Source organism: Halopseudomonas sp. Lyrl_26, assembly GCF_051948695.1.
Classification (GTDB): Bacteria; Pseudomonadota; Gammaproteobacteria; order Pseudomonadales; family Pseudomonadaceae; genus Halopseudomonas; species Halopseudomonas formosensis.
In genome coordinates, this window is the sequence record NZ_JAYJLH010000001.1 from 656,302 (window position 1) to 671,949 (window position 15,648).

At 57.8% G+C, this 15,648-nt stretch carries 14 protein-coding genes and 1 tRNA gene; 7 read left to right on the forward strand and 8 right to left on the reverse strand.

The features are described from left to right. The first annotated feature begins 34 nt into the window (after positions 1-34). Positions 35-1,537 carry a sodium/proline symporter PutP gene (gene putP, locus VF673_RS03200; RefSeq protein ID WP_440290840.1) on the forward strand — a complete coding sequence of 501 codons (1,503 nt, stop codon included), beginning with the start codon at positions 35-37 and terminating at the stop codon, positions 1,535-1,537. A gap of 73 nt (positions 1,538-1,610) precedes the next feature. On the opposite strand, the gene VF673_RS03205 is transcribed toward putP, so the two are convergent. The 5 genes from VF673_RS03205 to uvrY all read right to left on the reverse strand — a co-directional run bounded on the left by VF673_RS03205 (position 1,611) and on the right by uvrY (position 5,830). Then, a complete protein-coding gene (locus tag VF673_RS03205; protein ID WP_440290841.1) occupies positions 1,611-2,522 on the reverse strand; it encodes a DMT family transporter in 912 nt (303 codons plus the stop codon). Between the two features lie 88 nt (positions 2,523-2,610). Beyond that, positions 2,611-2,686 (reverse strand) — tRNA-Gly (locus VF673_RS03210). Between the two features lie 73 nt (positions 2,687-2,759). Then, positions 2,760-3,320 carry a CDP-diacylglycerol--glycerol-3-phosphate 3-phosphatidyltransferase gene (pgsA, locus tag VF673_RS03215; RefSeq protein ID WP_440290842.1) on the reverse strand — a complete coding sequence of 187 codons (561 nt, stop codon included), beginning with the start codon at positions 3,318-3,320 and terminating at the stop codon, positions 2,760-2,762. Between the two features lie 33 nt (positions 3,321-3,353). Further along, on the reverse strand, positions 3,354-5,183 hold the full coding sequence (gene uvrC, locus VF673_RS03220) for an excinuclease ABC subunit UvrC (protein ID WP_440290843.1): 1,830 nt from the start codon (positions 5,181-5,183) through the stop codon (positions 3,354-3,356). Further along, a complete protein-coding gene (gene uvrY, locus VF673_RS03225) occupies positions 5,180-5,830 on the reverse strand; it encodes a UvrY/SirA/GacA family response regulator transcription factor (protein ID WP_320332023.1) in 651 nt (216 codons plus the stop codon). Before uvrY ends, uvrC begins: the two co-directional genes overlap by 4 nt. A 234-nt stretch (positions 5,831-6,064) precedes the next feature. Between uvrY and VF673_RS03230 the strand changes: the two genes are divergently transcribed. From VF673_RS03230 to VF673_RS03240, 3 genes are all read left to right on the forward strand, one after another. Further along, entirely contained in the window at positions 6,065-7,999 is a 1,935-nt protein-coding gene (locus VF673_RS03230) for a DUF294 nucleotidyltransferase-like domain-containing protein (RefSeq protein ID WP_440290844.1), read from the forward strand. Further along, positions 7,996-8,682 carry a 3'-5' exonuclease gene (locus VF673_RS03235; protein WP_440290845.1) on the forward strand — a complete coding sequence of 229 codons (687 nt, stop codon included), beginning with the start codon at positions 7,996-7,998 and terminating at the stop codon, positions 8,680-8,682. The genes VF673_RS03230 and VF673_RS03235 overlap by 4 nt, the downstream gene beginning before the upstream one ends. A gap of 171 nt (positions 8,683-8,853) precedes the next feature. Further along, complete coding sequence (locus tag VF673_RS03240; RefSeq protein WP_440290898.1) at positions 8,854-10,101, forward strand: OmpP1/FadL family transporter; 1,248 nt, start codon at positions 8,854-8,856, stop codon at positions 10,099-10,101. 66 nt (positions 10,102-10,167) lie between these two features. On the opposite strand, the gene VF673_RS03245 is transcribed toward VF673_RS03240, so the two are convergent. Further along, positions 10,168-10,353, reverse strand: coding sequence for a hypothetical protein (locus VF673_RS03245; protein WP_090539863.1), 186 nt, complete (start codon positions 10,351-10,353; stop codon positions 10,168-10,170). Between the two features lie 344 nt (positions 10,354-10,697). Here VF673_RS03245 and VF673_RS03250 point away from each other — a divergent pair, with 344 nt between their 5' ends. After that, positions 10,698-11,930 carry a tyrosine-type recombinase/integrase gene (locus VF673_RS03250; RefSeq protein WP_339666908.1) on the forward strand — a complete coding sequence of 411 codons (1,233 nt, stop codon included), beginning with the start codon at positions 10,698-10,700 and terminating at the stop codon, positions 11,928-11,930. A 70-nt stretch (positions 11,931-12,000) separates the two neighbouring features. Here the strand turns inward: VF673_RS03250 and VF673_RS03255 are convergent, their stop codons facing one another. Together VF673_RS03255 and VF673_RS03260 are read right to left on the reverse strand one after the other, a co-directional pair. Beyond that, complete coding sequence (locus tag VF673_RS03255; RefSeq protein WP_440290846.1) at positions 12,001-12,237, reverse strand: type II toxin-antitoxin system RelE/ParE family toxin; 237 nt, start codon at positions 12,235-12,237, stop codon at positions 12,001-12,003. A gap of 90 nt (positions 12,238-12,327) precedes the next feature. Further along, complete coding sequence (locus VF673_RS03260; protein ID WP_440290847.1) at positions 12,328-13,746, reverse strand: reverse transcriptase domain-containing protein; 1,419 nt, start codon at positions 13,744-13,746, stop codon at positions 12,328-12,330. Between the two features lie 651 nt (positions 13,747-14,397). Here VF673_RS03260 and VF673_RS03265 point away from each other — a divergent pair. Both VF673_RS03265 and VF673_RS03270 read left to right on the forward strand, forming a co-directional pair. Then, positions 14,398-14,565: a hypothetical protein gene (locus VF673_RS03265; protein WP_440290848.1), complete on the forward strand. Its 168-nt coding sequence runs from the start codon at positions 14,398-14,400 to the stop codon at positions 14,563-14,565. An 84-nt stretch (positions 14,566-14,649) separates the two neighbouring features. After that, on the forward strand, positions 14,650-15,618 hold the full coding sequence (locus VF673_RS03270) for a DUF932 domain-containing protein (protein WP_440290849.1): 969 nt from the start codon (positions 14,650-14,652) through the stop codon (positions 15,616-15,618). The last annotated feature ends 30 nt before the right edge of the window (positions 15,619-15,648 follow it).

Here is a 15,648-nt window from a genome sequence, read left to right on the forward strand (position 1 = left end):
GCTCCGGGGTCGACTACAAGCAGAGGGCATTGCCATGACGGACCAGACATATCAGCTGATAGCCATCGGCCTGTATTTCCTAGCCATGCTGGGGATCGGCTACTACGCCTATTTCCAGACCACCAGCCTGGATGACTACATGCTTGCCGGGCGCAAGCTGTCGCCCGGCGTCGCGGCGCTGTCAGCCGGCGCCTCCGACATGTCGGGCTGGTTGCTCATGGGCCTGCCTGGCGCCATTTACGTTTCCGGTCTTGTAGAAGCCTGGATTGCCATCGGCCTTACCATTGGTGCCTATCTGAACTGGCGCTTCGTGGCGCCACGATTGCGCTCCTATACCGAGGTATCGAACAACTCGATTACCCTGCCGAGCTTTCTGGAAAGTCGCTTCAGGGATAACACCCGGCTGCTGCGTATTGCCTCGGGACTCATCATTCTGGTGTTCTTCACTTTCTATGTGTCGTCCGGCATGGTCGCCGGGGGCGTATTCTTCGAAGCCTCATTCGGTACTCACTACCTGTTCGGCATGCTGCTGGTGGCAGGCATCACCCTGACCTATACGCTGTTTGGTGGCTTCCTCGGGGCCTCCCTGACCGATGTGGCGCAGGGCATGCTGATGTTCGCGGCTTTGATCATCATCCCCGTTACCACCGTTTTCGTGCTGGGTGGGATAGATGAAACCATCGCAGCGATCAACGCGGCGGATGCCGCTCATAACGCGACCAACCCCGACAACCCGTTACGGCGCACGTCGCTGCTGTTCGGCGGCAGCATACTGGCGATACTCTCTGCTGCGTCCTGGGGGCTGGGTTATTTCGGCCAGCCGCACATCATTGTCCGCTTCATGGCCTTGCGCTCCCACGCAGACGCCAAGGCCGGCCGTCGCATCGGCATTGGCTGGATGGTCCTGGTAGCCAGTGGTGCGGTGCTCACGGGACTCATCGGAGCAGGTTATTTCCACCTCAGTGATCGAACCCTGGATAACCCGGAGACAGTGTTCCTGGTACTGTCCCAGATCCTTTTCCACCCTTTCATTGCGGGCCTGGTGCTGGCGGCGGTACTGGCGGCGATCATGTCTACCATTTCATCTCAGCTGCTGGTGTGTTCCTCGGCGCTGGTCGAAGACCTGTACAAGATCTTCGGCCGCAACCTCTCGGCACAGACCCAGGTCTTGCTGGGTCGGCTGGGGGTACTGGTGGTGGCCGTCATTGCCGCACTGCTGGCGATAGACCCGCGCTCGAACATCCTGGGGCTGGTGGCCTTCGCCTGGGCTGGATTCGGTGCAGCTTTCGGGCCGATCATCCTCATGTCGCTGTTCTGGCGGCGTCTGTCCGCCATGGGTGCGCTGGCCGGGATGATCGCGGGCGCTGTGGTGGTGGGCTACTGGGGCAACGTGCCGGAGCTCAAGGCTCAGATGTATGAGATCGTTCCCGGTTTCATTGCCTGCGCCGTTGTCGCTGTTGCAGTGTCGCTTGTGACCAGCAGACGCGATGACGAGGAGATCCAGAGGGAATTCAGTGCCATGGAGGCCAGACACTGAGGTGCTTCCGGCGCTGCACAGGATCCTGCGGCGCCGGATCCCTCCCTTTTCCGCTGACGGGGCTGCGCCCCAGTCAGCCCGAGGCGCCAGGCGAACTGCGCAGGGTTTGCATAAGCAGACTGAGCATGATCAGCGCCATCCCCACCCAGCCGGCGGGCGCGAGCCATTCGCCTACCACCAGAACTGCCAGCAGCACCGCGACTACCGGTTCCAGCAGGGTAATAAGCGTCGCGGTACTGGCGGCGATGTAACGCAGCCCGTAACCGAAGCACAGATAACCGACGAACATCGGAATCAGCGCCATGTACAGCGCCACCCCCGCATTTATTGGCGTGGCGAAGAGATTCTGTCCGGTCAGCAGCAGACTGGGGAGCAGCACTATCGCCGCAACACCGAACATGCTCGCCATGGATGACGCGGAACCCACGCCCTGCTCTATCATGTGCCGCGCCGCCCATGAATAGGTGGCATAGGTCAGTCCGGCGAGGAGTCCGACGAGAACCCCGAGCCAGGTCCAGGCAATGCCGGTATCAGCGCTGCCCGGTTCGGGTCGTCCCGTGGCCAGCAAGGCTATCCCCGCGGCACCAAAGGTAAAACTGAGCCCCCAGCGCAGCGAAACGGATCGACGGGTGCATGCCCACTCCAGGATTACCGTGAACAGCGGAGCGCTGGCGATGGACACCACGGTGCCCACGGCTACGCCCGACAGGCGCATGGCGCTGTAGAAAGCCAGCGGATAGATGGCAACTGCCAGCCCGCCCAGCAGCAGAATCCGGGACTGGACGAGCAGCCGGGCGCGATCGAGGGCAAGCTCGCCGAGTGAACGCAGCACCAGAAGGAGACCGGCAACCCCCATGGCGAAGGCACCGATGGCCAGAGCGCTGACATCCGGAGCAAAGGAGGCGGCAGTCCCTGTGGTCCCCCAGAGCAGGCTGGCTGCGAGGATGGCTGCAATGCCACGGGTGTGATGCTGCATTCGATCCATGGGATGTCCAGACGATGCCCAAACGAAAAAAGGGCCCTGAGGCCCTTTTCTGTATCTTCAGCTACGCAAGAAGCTGAAGATTGCAATCTGGAGCGGGAAACGAGACTCGAACTCGCGACCCCGACCTTGGCAAGGTCGTGCTCTACCAACTGAGCTATTCCCGCTTTGGAATGGCGCCCATTTTATACTGCCGGAGCGCCTTGTCAAGTCATTGATTCAAAAAAGTTTATCCAGAGTTCATTCGGGGCTTTCGGGACGCAGATGGGGCCATGCTGCCATCAGGTATTTGACCATGGACCACAGGGTCAGTACGGCAGAAACGGCCAGCAAAACGTAGCCGAGCCCCACCCAGAAGGTGACAGGCTCTGCCGGATTGGCGAGCAGTACCACCAAGGCCACCATTTGTGCAGCGGTCTTGTACTTGCCGAGCCTGGATACCGCAACCTGGGCCCGTGCTCCGATCTCCGCCATCCACTCGCGCAACGCGGAAATGACGATCTCCCGGCCGATAATGACCACCGCGGGGGCGGTGACCCAGAAATTACCGTGGCTCTGCACCAGCAGTACCAGCGCTACCGCCACCATCAACTTGTCTGCCACAGGGTCGAGAAAGGCCCCGAAAGGAGTGCTCTGCTGCCACCTGCGCGCCAGATACCCATCCAGCCAGTCGGTCACACTGGCCAGGGTGAAGACGATGGCGGCGGCCAGATAGCTCCAGTGAAACGGCAGGTAGTACAGCAGGATGAAGATGGGAATCAGGGCGACCCGCATCAAGGTGAGCATATTCGGAATGTTCATGACGTCTCTGTGAACATGGATGGTGTCGGGATTCTAGTCGCTATGCAGCGCAGTATATATCTGTTCGGCCAGTTTTTTGCTGATTCCCGGCGCTTTGGCAATTTCGGCGGCGCTGGCGCGGGTCAGTTCCTGCAAACCGCCAAAATATTTCAGCAGCTCCCGTCGGCGCTTCGGCCCGACACCGGGAATACCCTCCAGCGTCGAGGTATTACGGGTCTTGCCGCGGCGCTGACGGTGTCCGGTAATGGCGAAACGGTGGGCTTCGTCGCGGATATGCTGGATAAGATGAAGCGCCGGCGAGTGTCCGGGAAGAACCAGCTCGTTGTGCGGATCGTTGAGGTAGAGGGTCTCCATGCCGGCCTTGCGAGTGACGCCCTTGGCAACGCCCAACAGCGTCAGATCATGGATGGCCAGCTCCTGGAGCACCTCACGAGCCATCTTCATCTGCCCCTTGCCGCCATCCACCAACAGGATGTCGGGCATCTTGCCTTCCCCTTCGCGCAAACGGGTAAAGCGGCGCATGAGCACCTGGTGCATTGCCGCATAATCGTCACCCGCGGCGATATCCTGGATGTTGTAACGGCGATAGTCGCTTTTCAGCGGACCTTCCGGACCGAACACCACGCAGGAAGCAACCGTGGATTCACCGCTGGTGTGACTGATGTCATAGCACTCCAGGCGGGTCGGCATCTCATCCAGACTGAGGGCTTCCTGTAACGCTTCGAAGCGGGTCTGTATGTTCTGGCGGTTGGCGAGCATGGAGGCCAGCGCCTGCTCGGCGTTGGTAACGGCCATGCCCTGCCAGCGGGCGCGGGTGCCCCTGACCTTGTGGCTGAAGGTGACGGAGAAGCCTCTGGCCTGCGCAAGGGCATCGGCGATCACGGCCAGGTCGTCATGCACCGCATTGACGATGATCTCACCTGGCAGCTCGCGCTCGGCGCCACCCAGGTAGTACTGCGGCAGGAAGGCGGCAAGTACCTCGCCCGGCGTCAGCTCGATCGGGACCCGGGGAAAGTGGTTGCGACTGCCCAGCACCCTGCCCTGACGCACCATGATCACATGCACGCAGGCGCCGCCCGGCATCACCGCTGCGGCCACCACGTCCACATTGCCATGCTCTGTATCCATGCTCTGCTGGTCCTGGACCCGCCGCAGCTGACCGATCTGGTCGCGCAGCTCCGCAGCGCGCTCGAACTGCAGCTGCTGTGCGGCAGTTTCCATGGCCCGTGTCAGCTCATCGGTCAGGGCACTGCTGCGACCTTCCAGGAACATTACCGAATGGCGGACATCCTCGGCGTACTCCTCCTCGCTGACAAAGCCCACACAGGGAGCCTTGCAGCGCTTGATCTGATACTGCAGACAGGGGCGCAGGCGATTGCGGAAGTAGCTGTCTTCGCATTGACGGACCTTGAAGGTCTTCTGCAGCAGTCCGAGACTTTCCCGTATCGCACCGGCACTGGGATAGGGGCCGAAATAGCGTCCCCTGGCCTTTTTCGGACCGCGGTGCAGCCCCAGCCGTGGATAGACATCTTCACTGGAGAGGTAGACATAGGGATAGGACTTGTCGTCCCGAAGCAGGATGTTGTACGGCGGTCGGGATACCTTGATCAGGCTCTGTTCGAGCAACAGGGCCTCGGTTTCGTTGGCCGTGATCGTGGTATCGATATGCCCGATGCGCGCAACCAATGCCGCCGTCTTCGGGCTCAGCCCAGTCTTGCGAAAGTAGCTGGCCAGGCGCTTCTTCAAGTTGTTGGCCTTGCCTACATAGAGCAACTGCCCTTCGGCATCGAACATCCGGTAGACGCCCGGCTTTGCTGTAACCGCCTTGAGGAAGGCCGAAGCGTCGAAGGGGGTACCGGTCATACCTGATCGGGGGAGGCGTCAATCATCCCGTGACGTACTGCCAGCAGGGTGAGCTCCACATCACTGGTGATATTGAGTTTCTCGAAGATGCGGTATCGGTAGGTATTCACGGTCTTGGGACTGAGGTGCAACTTTTCAGAAATGCTCTGAACCTTCTCACAGCCGACAATCATGAGGGCAATCTGCATTTCCCTCTCGGAGAGGGAATCGAAGGGGCCGCCGTTGTTATCGTCATACATTCGCGTCAGCAGAATCTGGGCGATGTCGGGACTGATGTAACGCTGACCTGTTGCCACCTTGCGAATGGCCGTCACCATCTCATCAAGCGGTGCACCCTTGGTCACGTAACCGGCAGCCCCGGCCTGCATCAATCTGCTCGGGAAGGGTTCCTCCTCACAGACAGTGACGGCAATCACCTTGATGCCCCGGTCATGCTGGAGGATCTTGCGAGTAGCCTCGAGGCCGCCGATGCCGGGCATGCGCACGTCCATCAGCACCACATCCGGCTTGAGCGATCTGGCCTGGATGACAGCCTCTTCGCCGCTGCTGGCTTCCCCTACGATTTCCAGTCCATCCACATCACTGAGCATGCGGCTGATGCCCATACGTACCAGGTCATGGTCATCAACCACCAATACCTTGATCAAATCGAACCCCTTTCGTGAGCGCAACCGACGACAGGATACCGCCTGAAACATCTCGCAATGCGTTCACGATAGCAAATCGATGGATTTTGCGAAACGTATCACACTTATAAAGTGCAACCAGCTTCAGGTATACGGTGGCGCTTTATGCCAGCCGGCCGCGGCCAGCTGCATTACACTTTGGTCTCATTGGCAGCTGCACGCCGGATGCGCTGAACTGCCCTTCAGAGGTGCCTGATGAGCAGAGAAGACGCTTTCAATCAGATCGGCCGTGACGCCGTAAAACAGAATATTTACGGCACCATGAGTTTTTTGCTGAGTTATCCGCCTTTCAATCAGATGGAAACTCACCATCTGGCATGGATGGTCGAGCACTGCCTGCTGCGCTTCTTCGGCGCTGGCGACAGTATCATTCGCCCGACCGCCGGTCCTGTTCAGCACTTCCATATCGTAAAACAGGGGCGCGTACGCGGCGAGCGACTGCTTGCAGGGCAGTCGGCGCCGGAAACCACCTTCGAGATCAGCGTGGGAGAATGCTTCCCTCTGGCCGCGCTGATAGGCGAGCGGGCCACCCGCACCGAACACGTGGCGGCGGAAGATACGTTTTGCCTCATGCTCCCCCGGGAAGATTTCCAGGAGCTGGTCAGGCTCTCTTCTGCGTTCCGGGACTTTGCCCTGCGCGGCGTCAGCAGCCTGCTGGATCAGGTAAACCAGCAGGCCAAACGGCAGGCCAGGGAAGCCATGGGTGAGATGTATTCCCTGGAAACGCCCCTTGATCGTCTGGCCTTGCGTAATCCGGTAGCCTGCGAAGGGGCGACCCCCATCCGTTCGGCCGTACGACGGATGCACGAAGCCAGCGTGGGCAGCATAGTGGTGACTGATGCCGACGCTGTGCCCCAGGGCATCTTTACCCTCCGCGACCTGAGGCAGCTGGTGGCCGAGGGAGAGATGGACCTGCAGCAGCCCATAAGCCGCGTAATGACGCGCGCCCCCTGCTGTCTTCCGGTTAATGCCACCGCTTTTGACGCCGCCATCGCCATGACCCGGGAACATATCGGTCATATCTGCGTGATCCGCGGACAGTCGCTGGTCGGCGTGGTGTCCGAACGGGACCTGTTTGCGCTGCAGCGGGTGGACCTGGTCCACCTCGCCCGAGCCATCAGCAATGCGGCCAATACCGCCGAGCTGGTGGCGCTTCGTGCTGACATCCATCGGCTGGTGGACAACATGCTGGCCCACGGCGCCTCCGCCAGCCAGATCACCCACATCATTACCCTGCTCAACGATCAGACCACGGTCAGGGTCATCGAACTCTGCCTGCGTCAACATGGCGATCCGGGCGTCCCCTTCACCTGGCTCTGTTTCGGCAGCGAAGCCCGGCGCGAACAAACCCTGCATACGGACCAGGATAACGGCATTCTCTTCGATGCTGCGAATGACGAGGAGGCGGATCGGATTCGCCAGTCGCTGTTGCCGCTTGCCCGGCAGGTGAACCGGATGCTGGCAGACTGCGGATTCACGCTCTGCGTCGGCAACATCATGGCAGGCAATCCCGAACTCTGTCTGGCGCAACACGAATGGCGCAGACGCTTCAAGGAGTGCATTCGCTCTGCCACACCGCAGAATCTGCTGGCGTCCTCCATCTTCTTCGACCTGCGCGTGGTCTGGGGCCCCCGGGAAGGCGCCGAATCCCTGTTCCACGAGGTCCTGGAACTGGTGGCCGACGCCCCGAGCTTCCAGCTGATGCTGGCCCGCAATGCCTTGGCCCACAAGCCTCCCCTGGGGTTTTTCAAGGGTTTCCGGGTCTCCGGGCGTGGCGATGAGAAGCATACGGTCGACCTCAAGATCCAGGGGCTCACGCCTTTCGTCGATGCAGCCCGCATCCTTGCCCTCGCCAACGGCATCCGTGAGACCGGAACCACACAACGGCTGGCGCAACTCAAGCAGCGCGGTGTCCTGGATGCATTGGATGCAGACGCCTACGAGGAGGCATACCAGTTCATCCAGCTGCTGCGCATGCAACAGCATCAGTCGCAGGAAAGCCTGCAGCGGGCGTTCAGCAACAGGCTGGCGCCTGCTTCGCTCAACCAGCTGGACCAGCGGATTCTCCGGGAATCGTTCCGCCAGGCTCAGCGACTGCAGTCCAGCCTGAGTACGCGGTATCAGCTATGAACCTCGCCCGCCTTTTTCGTCAGCGCCATGCCCCACGCTGCGGGATACCCCCACAGCCTATCGACGATACAGCGCTGGCTGCCGTTCGCTGGGTAGTCGTGGACCTGGAAACCACCGGGCTGGATATCTACCGGGATGAGATCCTTTCCATTGGCGCTGTCACCGTGACTGAAGGTGCTCTGAGCATGGCGGGCCAGTTCGAATGCACGGTATATCAACCTGATCATCGACCAGGCGAAGCCACCCTGCTCCACGAGATTGCGCCCAGCCAGGTTCGCACAGGGCAACCGCTGGGCCAGGCCCTTCAGGATTTCATGGATTACGCAGGCAGCTGCGTGATGGTGGCCTATCATGCCGGATTTGAACGGCGCATGCTGGATCGGGGGCTGCGTCGGGAATGGGCGCAGCGCCTGCAACATCCTTTCATCGACCTGGCCGAACTGGCGCCCATGCTCCACCCGGACTGCCAGGACAGATGCCATACCCTGGACGATTGGCAGCAGCACTTCCATCTGACCAACAGCGAGAGACACAACGCAGCAGCCGATGCCATGGTCAGCGCCGAACTTTTGCTGATCATGTTGAACCGGCTGGCCCGTGAGGGGACAAATACTCTGGCTGAACTGGATAACCGGCTGGCGCGCTGGCGACGCCTCCATCGCCTGCGCGCTGTCCGTCTTTGAAGGATCATTGGCCGAAAGGTCATCCGGCGACTGTACAGTCTTTCAGCAATTGGCTGCCGGATTACGATTTTTAACGCGAAATAGCCCGTTTTTCCCGAGCCATCATGGCGTGCGCGAATGAATCCTGCTAGGTTCGCGCCTCCGTCAAAACAAGTAGGAAACAACCTGATGATCACACATGCCTGGTTCAAGACTACCCTCGCGATCGCCGTGGCCACCGCCTCCTGCCAATTGATGGCTAATGGCCTGGCCATCAACGAGCAGAGTGTCAGCGGTATGGGTACGTCTTTTGCTGGCCGTTCGTCCTCGGCTCAAGACGCCAGTACTGTCTTCGGCAACCCTGCCGGAATGTCCCGCCTGCAGCGCGCCGAGATCAGCGGTGGTATAGCGGCCATATGGCCGGAAACCGATATTGATGCATCCACAGCCAACACGGCACCCGGCACTAACAAGGGTGACATCGCACCCGACGCACAGGTCCCCTTTGCCTACTACGTTCGCCCCCTTGATGAAAAATGGCACTTCGGTCTTGGGCTGTATGTGCCCTTCGGCGTGATCAGCGACTATGAGAAATCGTTCCAGGGACGTAATCACGGCCTGTACAGCAAGGTCCAGGTGACCACTCTGCAGCCCACCTTCAGCTACCGCATCAATGATCGCGTCGCCGTCGGATTCGGCCCGACCATCAACAAGATCGATGGCAAGCTGACCAGCAATCCGATGCACTCACTTGTGCCTGAGGCTCAGGTGCGCATCAAGGGTGACGATATCGGCTATGGCTACAATCTCGGTGTGCTGGTTGACGTCACTGATCGCCTCGCCTGGGGCCTGAGCTATCGCTCCAAAGTCGATTACGAACTTGAAGGCACCATTCGCTTCAGCGACTTCCCGGCATTCCCGGGCCTGACTCCGGACAATGGTCGCTTCAACGGCTCCCTCGACTTCACTACCCCCGAGTCGGTGGATACCTCGGTCACCTACCAGGCCAACGACAAGTGGACCATCTACGCCGGTTCCACCTGGACCCGCTGGAGCCGCCTGAAGGAAATTGAAGCTGTCTATGCGACCGGCTCGATTGGTGAGGAGCTGAGCTGGAAAAACTCCTGGGCACATGCCATCGGCGTCGCCTATCAGTTGAATCCGGCCCTGGTTCTGCGTGCGGGCTTCGCGCTGGATGCCTCCCCGACCACCAACGAGCATCGTACCGTGCGAATCCCGGTCAGCAACCGCAAGATCTACTCGCTGGGCGCCGGCTGGAATATCGATGCAGACTGGACCGTGGATGTGGCCTACGCCTACGTGAAGGAAAGCAAGGGTCGTGTGGATCAGGAGGATCAGACTCCCCTGGCCCAGAACTATTCCGCCCAGTACAGCAACAGTGCCCACGGCCTGGGTGTCCAGCTGACCCATCGTTTCTGAACACCGCCGTTCATACACAAACGCCCCGCTGGTCGGGGCGTTTGCGTTAGCGCGTTATCAATCCAGTCAACGGGACTCGCCCGGCGCCGGATCGGTTTCCGGGTCATGCAGGTTTCCCTCCCGCGGTACCTCGCCATAGGGCTCGGCAGAGGGCGGCATCGCATCAGGCTCGTCGATACGGTCATCGACATCCTGGCCGCAGCCGGCCAGCATCAGAACAAAGGCAGGAATCAACAGGTAGGTCAGTCGCATCAGCGCGCTCCTTCAGTGACGAATGCCTGACATTGGACAGGACGCCGAAGCGGAAAGTGCGAAGAAATTCGAGCACGCCTCTGATGGCCACCAGCGGCAGAAACAACAAAGCCCCGGAATACGGGGCCTTGAGGATGCATTAGTGGCGGAGGGACAGTCCGCCCACTTAGGGTTTCACAAAGACTCACTAGCACTCTAAAATCACAATAACACATTGATTTAAAACAATTTATATTCCGATAAAGTCTTTTGACGTCTCAGGTGTTCCCAAGCTAAAGTATGGGCCAGAGTATGGGCCAGCTTGCCGACTCATACGCACCGCTTCACCAGCCAAGGAAATAGCAATGGGTAGCCTCACCGCCAAGTCTGTAGAAAAGCTGATCAGAACACTGGATGCCGGAATGCATAATGATGGCGATGGGCTATACCTGCGTATTAGGAAGACGGGTAGCAGCAGCTGGATATACCGCTATCGCTTCAACAGCAAGCTGCGAGATATGGGGTTAGGCAGCTACCCTGAAGTGTCCTTGGCCGAAGCCAGAGGGCTGGCTGCCGAGGCACGCAAACTGGCCAGGACGGGGACAGACCCGCTAGAAGAGCGCCAGAAGCAACGGGAAGAACTGGAAGCAGAAAAGATCCGCCAGGCGGCTCAAGCAATAACCTTTCAAGAGGTTGCCCAGGACTACATAGAAGCCCACAGACCCGGCTGGAAGAACGTCAAACATGCTGGGCAGTGGGTCAGCACCCTGCAGACTTATGCTTACCCCAAGATCGGACATCTTCCACCCAGCGAGGTCAGCACTGAACATGTACTGGAAATTCTCAAGCCAATCTGGACCAAGATTCCAGAGACAGCTAGCCGGGTACGCAACCGCATTGAGCTGGTGCTGGACGCGGCGAAAGCGACAGGACTGCGGGAAGGCGAGAATCCGGCACGTTGGCGCGGCCACCTGGACAAGCTACTTCCAAAGCGCAGCAAAGTCAGCAAGGTCAGACACCACCCCGCTCTGCCCTGGACCGAAGCATCTAGATTCATGAAGGAGCTGGCTCAGCAAACAGGCCTAGCCTACCGGGCACTGGAAATGACCATACTGACCTGCTGCCGAACCAGCGAAGTACTGGGTGCCCAATGGAGTGAAATCGACCTAAAGACCGATACCTGGACAATCCCCGCTGAGCGCATGAAAGCGGACAAAGAACATCGCGTCCCCATCACTGCACAGCTGAAGTCACTCCTAGAACAACTGCCCAGGGTCGACAACAGTCCATACCTGTTTCCTGGCCAGAAAAAAGGCCAGCCCTTGTCGAACATGAGCATGCTGATGGGCCTGCGCCGGATGGGTTACAGCCATATCACCGTACACGGATTCAGATCCACCTTTCGAGACTGGGCTGGCGAAAACACAGCGCACCCGCGTGATGTTTGTGAGCAGGCCCTAGCGCACACACTGGACAGTGCTGTGGAGTCAGCTTATCGGCGGGGGGATATGTTTGAGAAGCGGCAGAAACTGATGGAAGATTGGGCCAACTATCTTGATAAATCTGACCAAGACGCTCAGCCTACATCCTCACCATAGACGCTGTAAACGCAGTACAGCTACATGTCTGCTCTGGAGCAGCCTAAGCTGATATTTCAGCTGAAAGCACCTAGCGTCCCTTCAGATGTTCTTCTGGCACCATCCGTTGGTGCAGCGCCGCAAGCACCACCAGTTGCTCCTTTTCCAGCCGGTAGTAGAGCATGTGACTGCCATACGGAAAGCTGAACACCCCGTCGTCTACATCCTGCCTGGCCAGCCCCTGACCGGGAAACTCGACCAATAGCTCAATCGTCTCCCTCGCGCCCTGCAGGTATTTACTGGACTGCTCCTGCCCCCAGGTATTCACCTTATACCCAAGCCTGTCTGCGGGGGGGGGATCACAGCATGTTGAGTACGCCAACGATGGTAAGCAGGTTACTTATATAAGCAATTCAGGCTAACTCTTCTTATTCAAAAGAGTCTCGGCCATATTCAACTCTTGAAAAACCTGACTCTCGATCTGACGAGCCTGCCTATCCAGGGCTTCACTTTTTATAATTTTTTTTGCAAAAGACAAGTATTTGAAAAAGCCCAAGCGCGGAGCCCCTTTAGGTAGCACACCATCACTCAGTTTTTCATAAATGCTATCGCCATAAGCGCTGCCATAGCCAAGACTCGTCAGCCTTGCGTAGAGCTGCCTTTTCTTTATATACCCTGAACCACTTTTCTCCGCTGCAATCCTTGATCGTTCTATCGCTCTTTTTGCCTTGATCATAAATCTTGAGATGGTGGAGTCACGAACTCGGATATGGCGGCCATCAAAAGAGAACCCCAAATAAGAAGCTGCCGAACAAGGCCCTAAGTTATAATTTTCATCAAGAGAAAAGGAGGCTAGCCCCTCATTACTCATCAGGTACCGATGACGCTGGGTTTTATTTGATTGAACTGACAAGCACACGCTAGAAAGCACCTCTATAACAGTTCGCTCCCCATCCCCTCCCTTACCTTTCGGCATAACCAGCAGAATATCATCGCTATAACGTCGATAACTTCCTCCCAGCTCCCGAACTCGTTGCAATATATCGTTGTCGGCTCTAAGCATATACACATTGGCCAGCACTGCACTTATCGGCAACCCCTGGGGTATCCCCGCCCTTATGCTCGGTGGCTGCTTCCGTTTAACCTCCCAAGCAACCTCATGGCGTGATCGCAGTCTCGGCTTAACTACTGCCCGGAAAGTTTGTGGCGTACAGATAGCTCGGCCTTCCAACCCAGCTCTGCGCCGCACTTCGCCACCAAATAGTTCACGTAGAACAGGTACAGTAATAGCTGAGTCACGAGTACATGCTTTGTAAACGGCGAAGTGGTCGTCAGGTAGTCGCTGCGTGGCTAACAGGTTAGACCACGCCTGCTGAAGTTTATTGTGATTAAGACTATCAAAAAACCCCTCAACATCTAATGCAACCACATCGCAATCGCCTCTCTTCCGAATTTCCTCAAAAGCTTCGTACGCGAAATGAATATTATTTCGTGCAGGATCAAACTTCCGGTAGGCAAGCACATGCGGAGCGCCATCCAGCTTCTCATAAGTTATTTCTAGATGATCAGTCAGCTTTTTAGCGTAATAAGAATATATGTGCGAGTCGCTATGCGCGGCAAAAGCAATTGGCCTATATTTTTTAACATAAATACGGCCTCCCTTTACCTTATCTTTCTTTATAGAGACAGTTTTTTGCGGATTAATAATAACTGGCCAAAAAGCATGCCTTGTAACAGCTTCAGGAGATTCCACTAAACGTTGGGCCTGATCCCTTTGCAGCGGCCGATCAAAATGGGAATAAGATCTGTTGCGGTACCAGTCATCACCTTTAGACATAGATACATCCTTTTGGCTCCGGCGACAGCAAGCACGTTGCAGCCGCTTGCCCTGCGTCGCCGTCTTTGATGTACCTCTCGACACACCTGACCGGTAGCTAAAGCTACAGAGGTCTACATGAGGAACTGAAACGTGTTCATTCCTCAAGCTGCAATATTACCTGCATGTATCATCTGTTTGGAGGAATGCTCTAATGAAACATTACCTGAATCACAGTTGTCTGGATATGCTGAGCAGCGCTATACAAGGAGCTGTACGGCGAGCAGTGACCAACTACGCGATCGCGTGGTTGGTTAACATAACCCTTGACAAAGGGATAACCAATCAGCCACCCATTCCATAATGGGAGTGATTGAGATGCTCACCTATTGCGTCTTGGAAGTCAATAGGCCATCAGTGGATTACTGGCTGCCCGGATTTATTCATTTCAAAATAATCCCACTCATACATAACCCTCATGAACCCACCACAGCCAGCCACTCAGCTGGCCTATCTCATGAGGAACCCCCTATGACACAACCCTGCCCCCAATGCGGCTCGCGCGACGTCATTCCTAGCAATCATGGTCGGCGTGTCGGCGGAGCTGTCGGCACCGTCGCCGGTGCTTTCAGTGGTGCTACAGCAGCAACCACCAGCGGTGCACGAGCGGGCATGAAAGTCGGTGCGGCTGGCGGCCCTGTGGGCGTCGGCGCGGGCGCGGTGCTGGGCGCTATTGCCGGTGCCCTTGCTGGCTGCGTAGCCGGTTTGCAGCTGGGTAAAGTCGTTGATCAGCAGGTAATTTGCAGTTACCTGTGCCTCGACTGCCAGTCACGCTTCTGAAATTCCACCCCTTCCTAATTCATTCCATACACCATCCAGGCTGCTTGTGGCCTGAGCGATGTATGCCGTCTTGGAGAAACAACCATGGCGCACGAAATTGAAAACATGGCCTATGTAGGCGCTACCCCCTGGCACGGCCTGGGCCAACAACTCTCTCCCAAACAACCCCTTGAAGTCTGGCGGCGCGAAGCCGGTATGGATTGGGAAATACTGGACAGCCCGGTCCATTTCAAAGCGGACACACGCGGCCCGCTGGGCAGTATCCACACCTATCCGGAGCAACGGGTGCTGTACCGCTCGGATACCAAGGAAGCTCTCTCGGTGGTGTCCAAGCGGTACCAGATTGTCCAGCCTCGGGACGTCATCGAGTTTTACCGCGATCTGACCGAGGTATCTGGTTATGAGCTGGAAACCGCCGGTGTCCTCAAGGGTGGGCGTAAGTTCTGGGCGCTGGCCCGTACCGGCCTGGACTTCGCCCTGAAGGGCAAAGATCAGGTAAACGGTTACCTGCTGTTAGCCACATCATGCGACGGCACCATGGCCACGACAGCGACCCCCACCACTGTTCGTGTGGTCTGCAACAACACCCTGACCGTTGCAGTGAATGGCGCTCCCCGCGCTATCAAGGTGCCGCATAACACGGTCTTTCAGCCTGATGTAGTAAAACAGGACCTGGGTATTGCCGTTTCCCAGTGGGACGACTTCAAGTACCAGATGCGCCTGCTGTCACAGCGCAAGGTTAGCTGGAAAGAGGCAATGGCGTATTTCATGGGCGTGGTATCTGAGATTGATGAACATGAACCGCTGCCAGAAAAACTCCCCAACGAGCGTGGTCTCAAGCGTGTCCAGGAACTGTTTGATGGTGCTGGCCGGGGCAGCGACCTGGAGTCCGCACAGGGAACAGCCTGGGGCATGCTCAGCGCGGTTACCGAGTATGTCGATCACCACCGCCAGGCCCGCAGCACTGATTACCGGCTGGATTCCGCCTGGTTTGGCAATGGTGCACAAATGAAGCAGCGTGCCCTGGACAATGCCTTGCAGCTGGTCGCCTGACCCCCTACCCCGTTTTACCCCTTTCAAATT

Bases quoted from the DNA above. Each gene is read 5' to 3' on its own strand.
- putP (WP_440290840.1), top strand. From the start codon at position 35: ATGACGGACCAGACATATCAGCTGATAGCCATCGGCCTGTATTTCCTA.
- VF673_RS03205 (WP_440290841.1), bottom strand. From the start codon at position 2,522: ATGGATCGAATGCAGCATCACACCCGTGGCATTGCAGCCATCCTCGCA.
- uvrC (WP_440290843.1), bottom strand. From the start codon at position 5,183: ATGACCGGTACCCCCTTCGACGCTTCGGCCTTCCTCAAGGCGGTTACA.
- VF673_RS03250 (WP_339666908.1), top strand. From the start codon at position 10,698: ATGGGTAGCCTCACCGCCAAGTCTGTAGAAAAGCTGATCAGAACACTG.
- pgsA (WP_440290842.1), bottom strand. From the start codon at position 3,320: ATGAACATTCCGAATATGCTCACCTTGATGCGGGTCGCCCTGATTCCC.
- VF673_RS03270 (WP_440290849.1), top strand. From the start codon at position 14,650: ATGGCGCACGAAATTGAAAACATGGCCTATGTAGGCGCTACCCCCTGG.
- VF673_RS03230 (WP_440290844.1), top strand. From the start codon at position 6,065: ATGAGCAGAGAAGACGCTTTCAATCAGATCGGCCGTGACGCCGTAAAA.
- VF673_RS03265 (WP_440290848.1), top strand. From the start codon at position 14,398: ATGAAAGTCGGTGCGGCTGGCGGCCCTGTGGGCGTCGGCGCGGGCGCG.
- VF673_RS03260 (WP_440290847.1), bottom strand. From the start codon at position 13,746: ATGTCTAAAGGTGATGACTGGTACCGCAACAGATCTTATTCCCATTTT.
- VF673_RS03235 (WP_440290845.1), top strand. From the start codon at position 7,996: ATGAACCTCGCCCGCCTTTTTCGTCAGCGCCATGCCCCACGCTGCGGG.
- VF673_RS03245 (WP_090539863.1), bottom strand. From the start codon at position 10,353: ATGCGACTGACCTACCTGTTGATTCCTGCCTTTGTTCTGATGCTGGCC.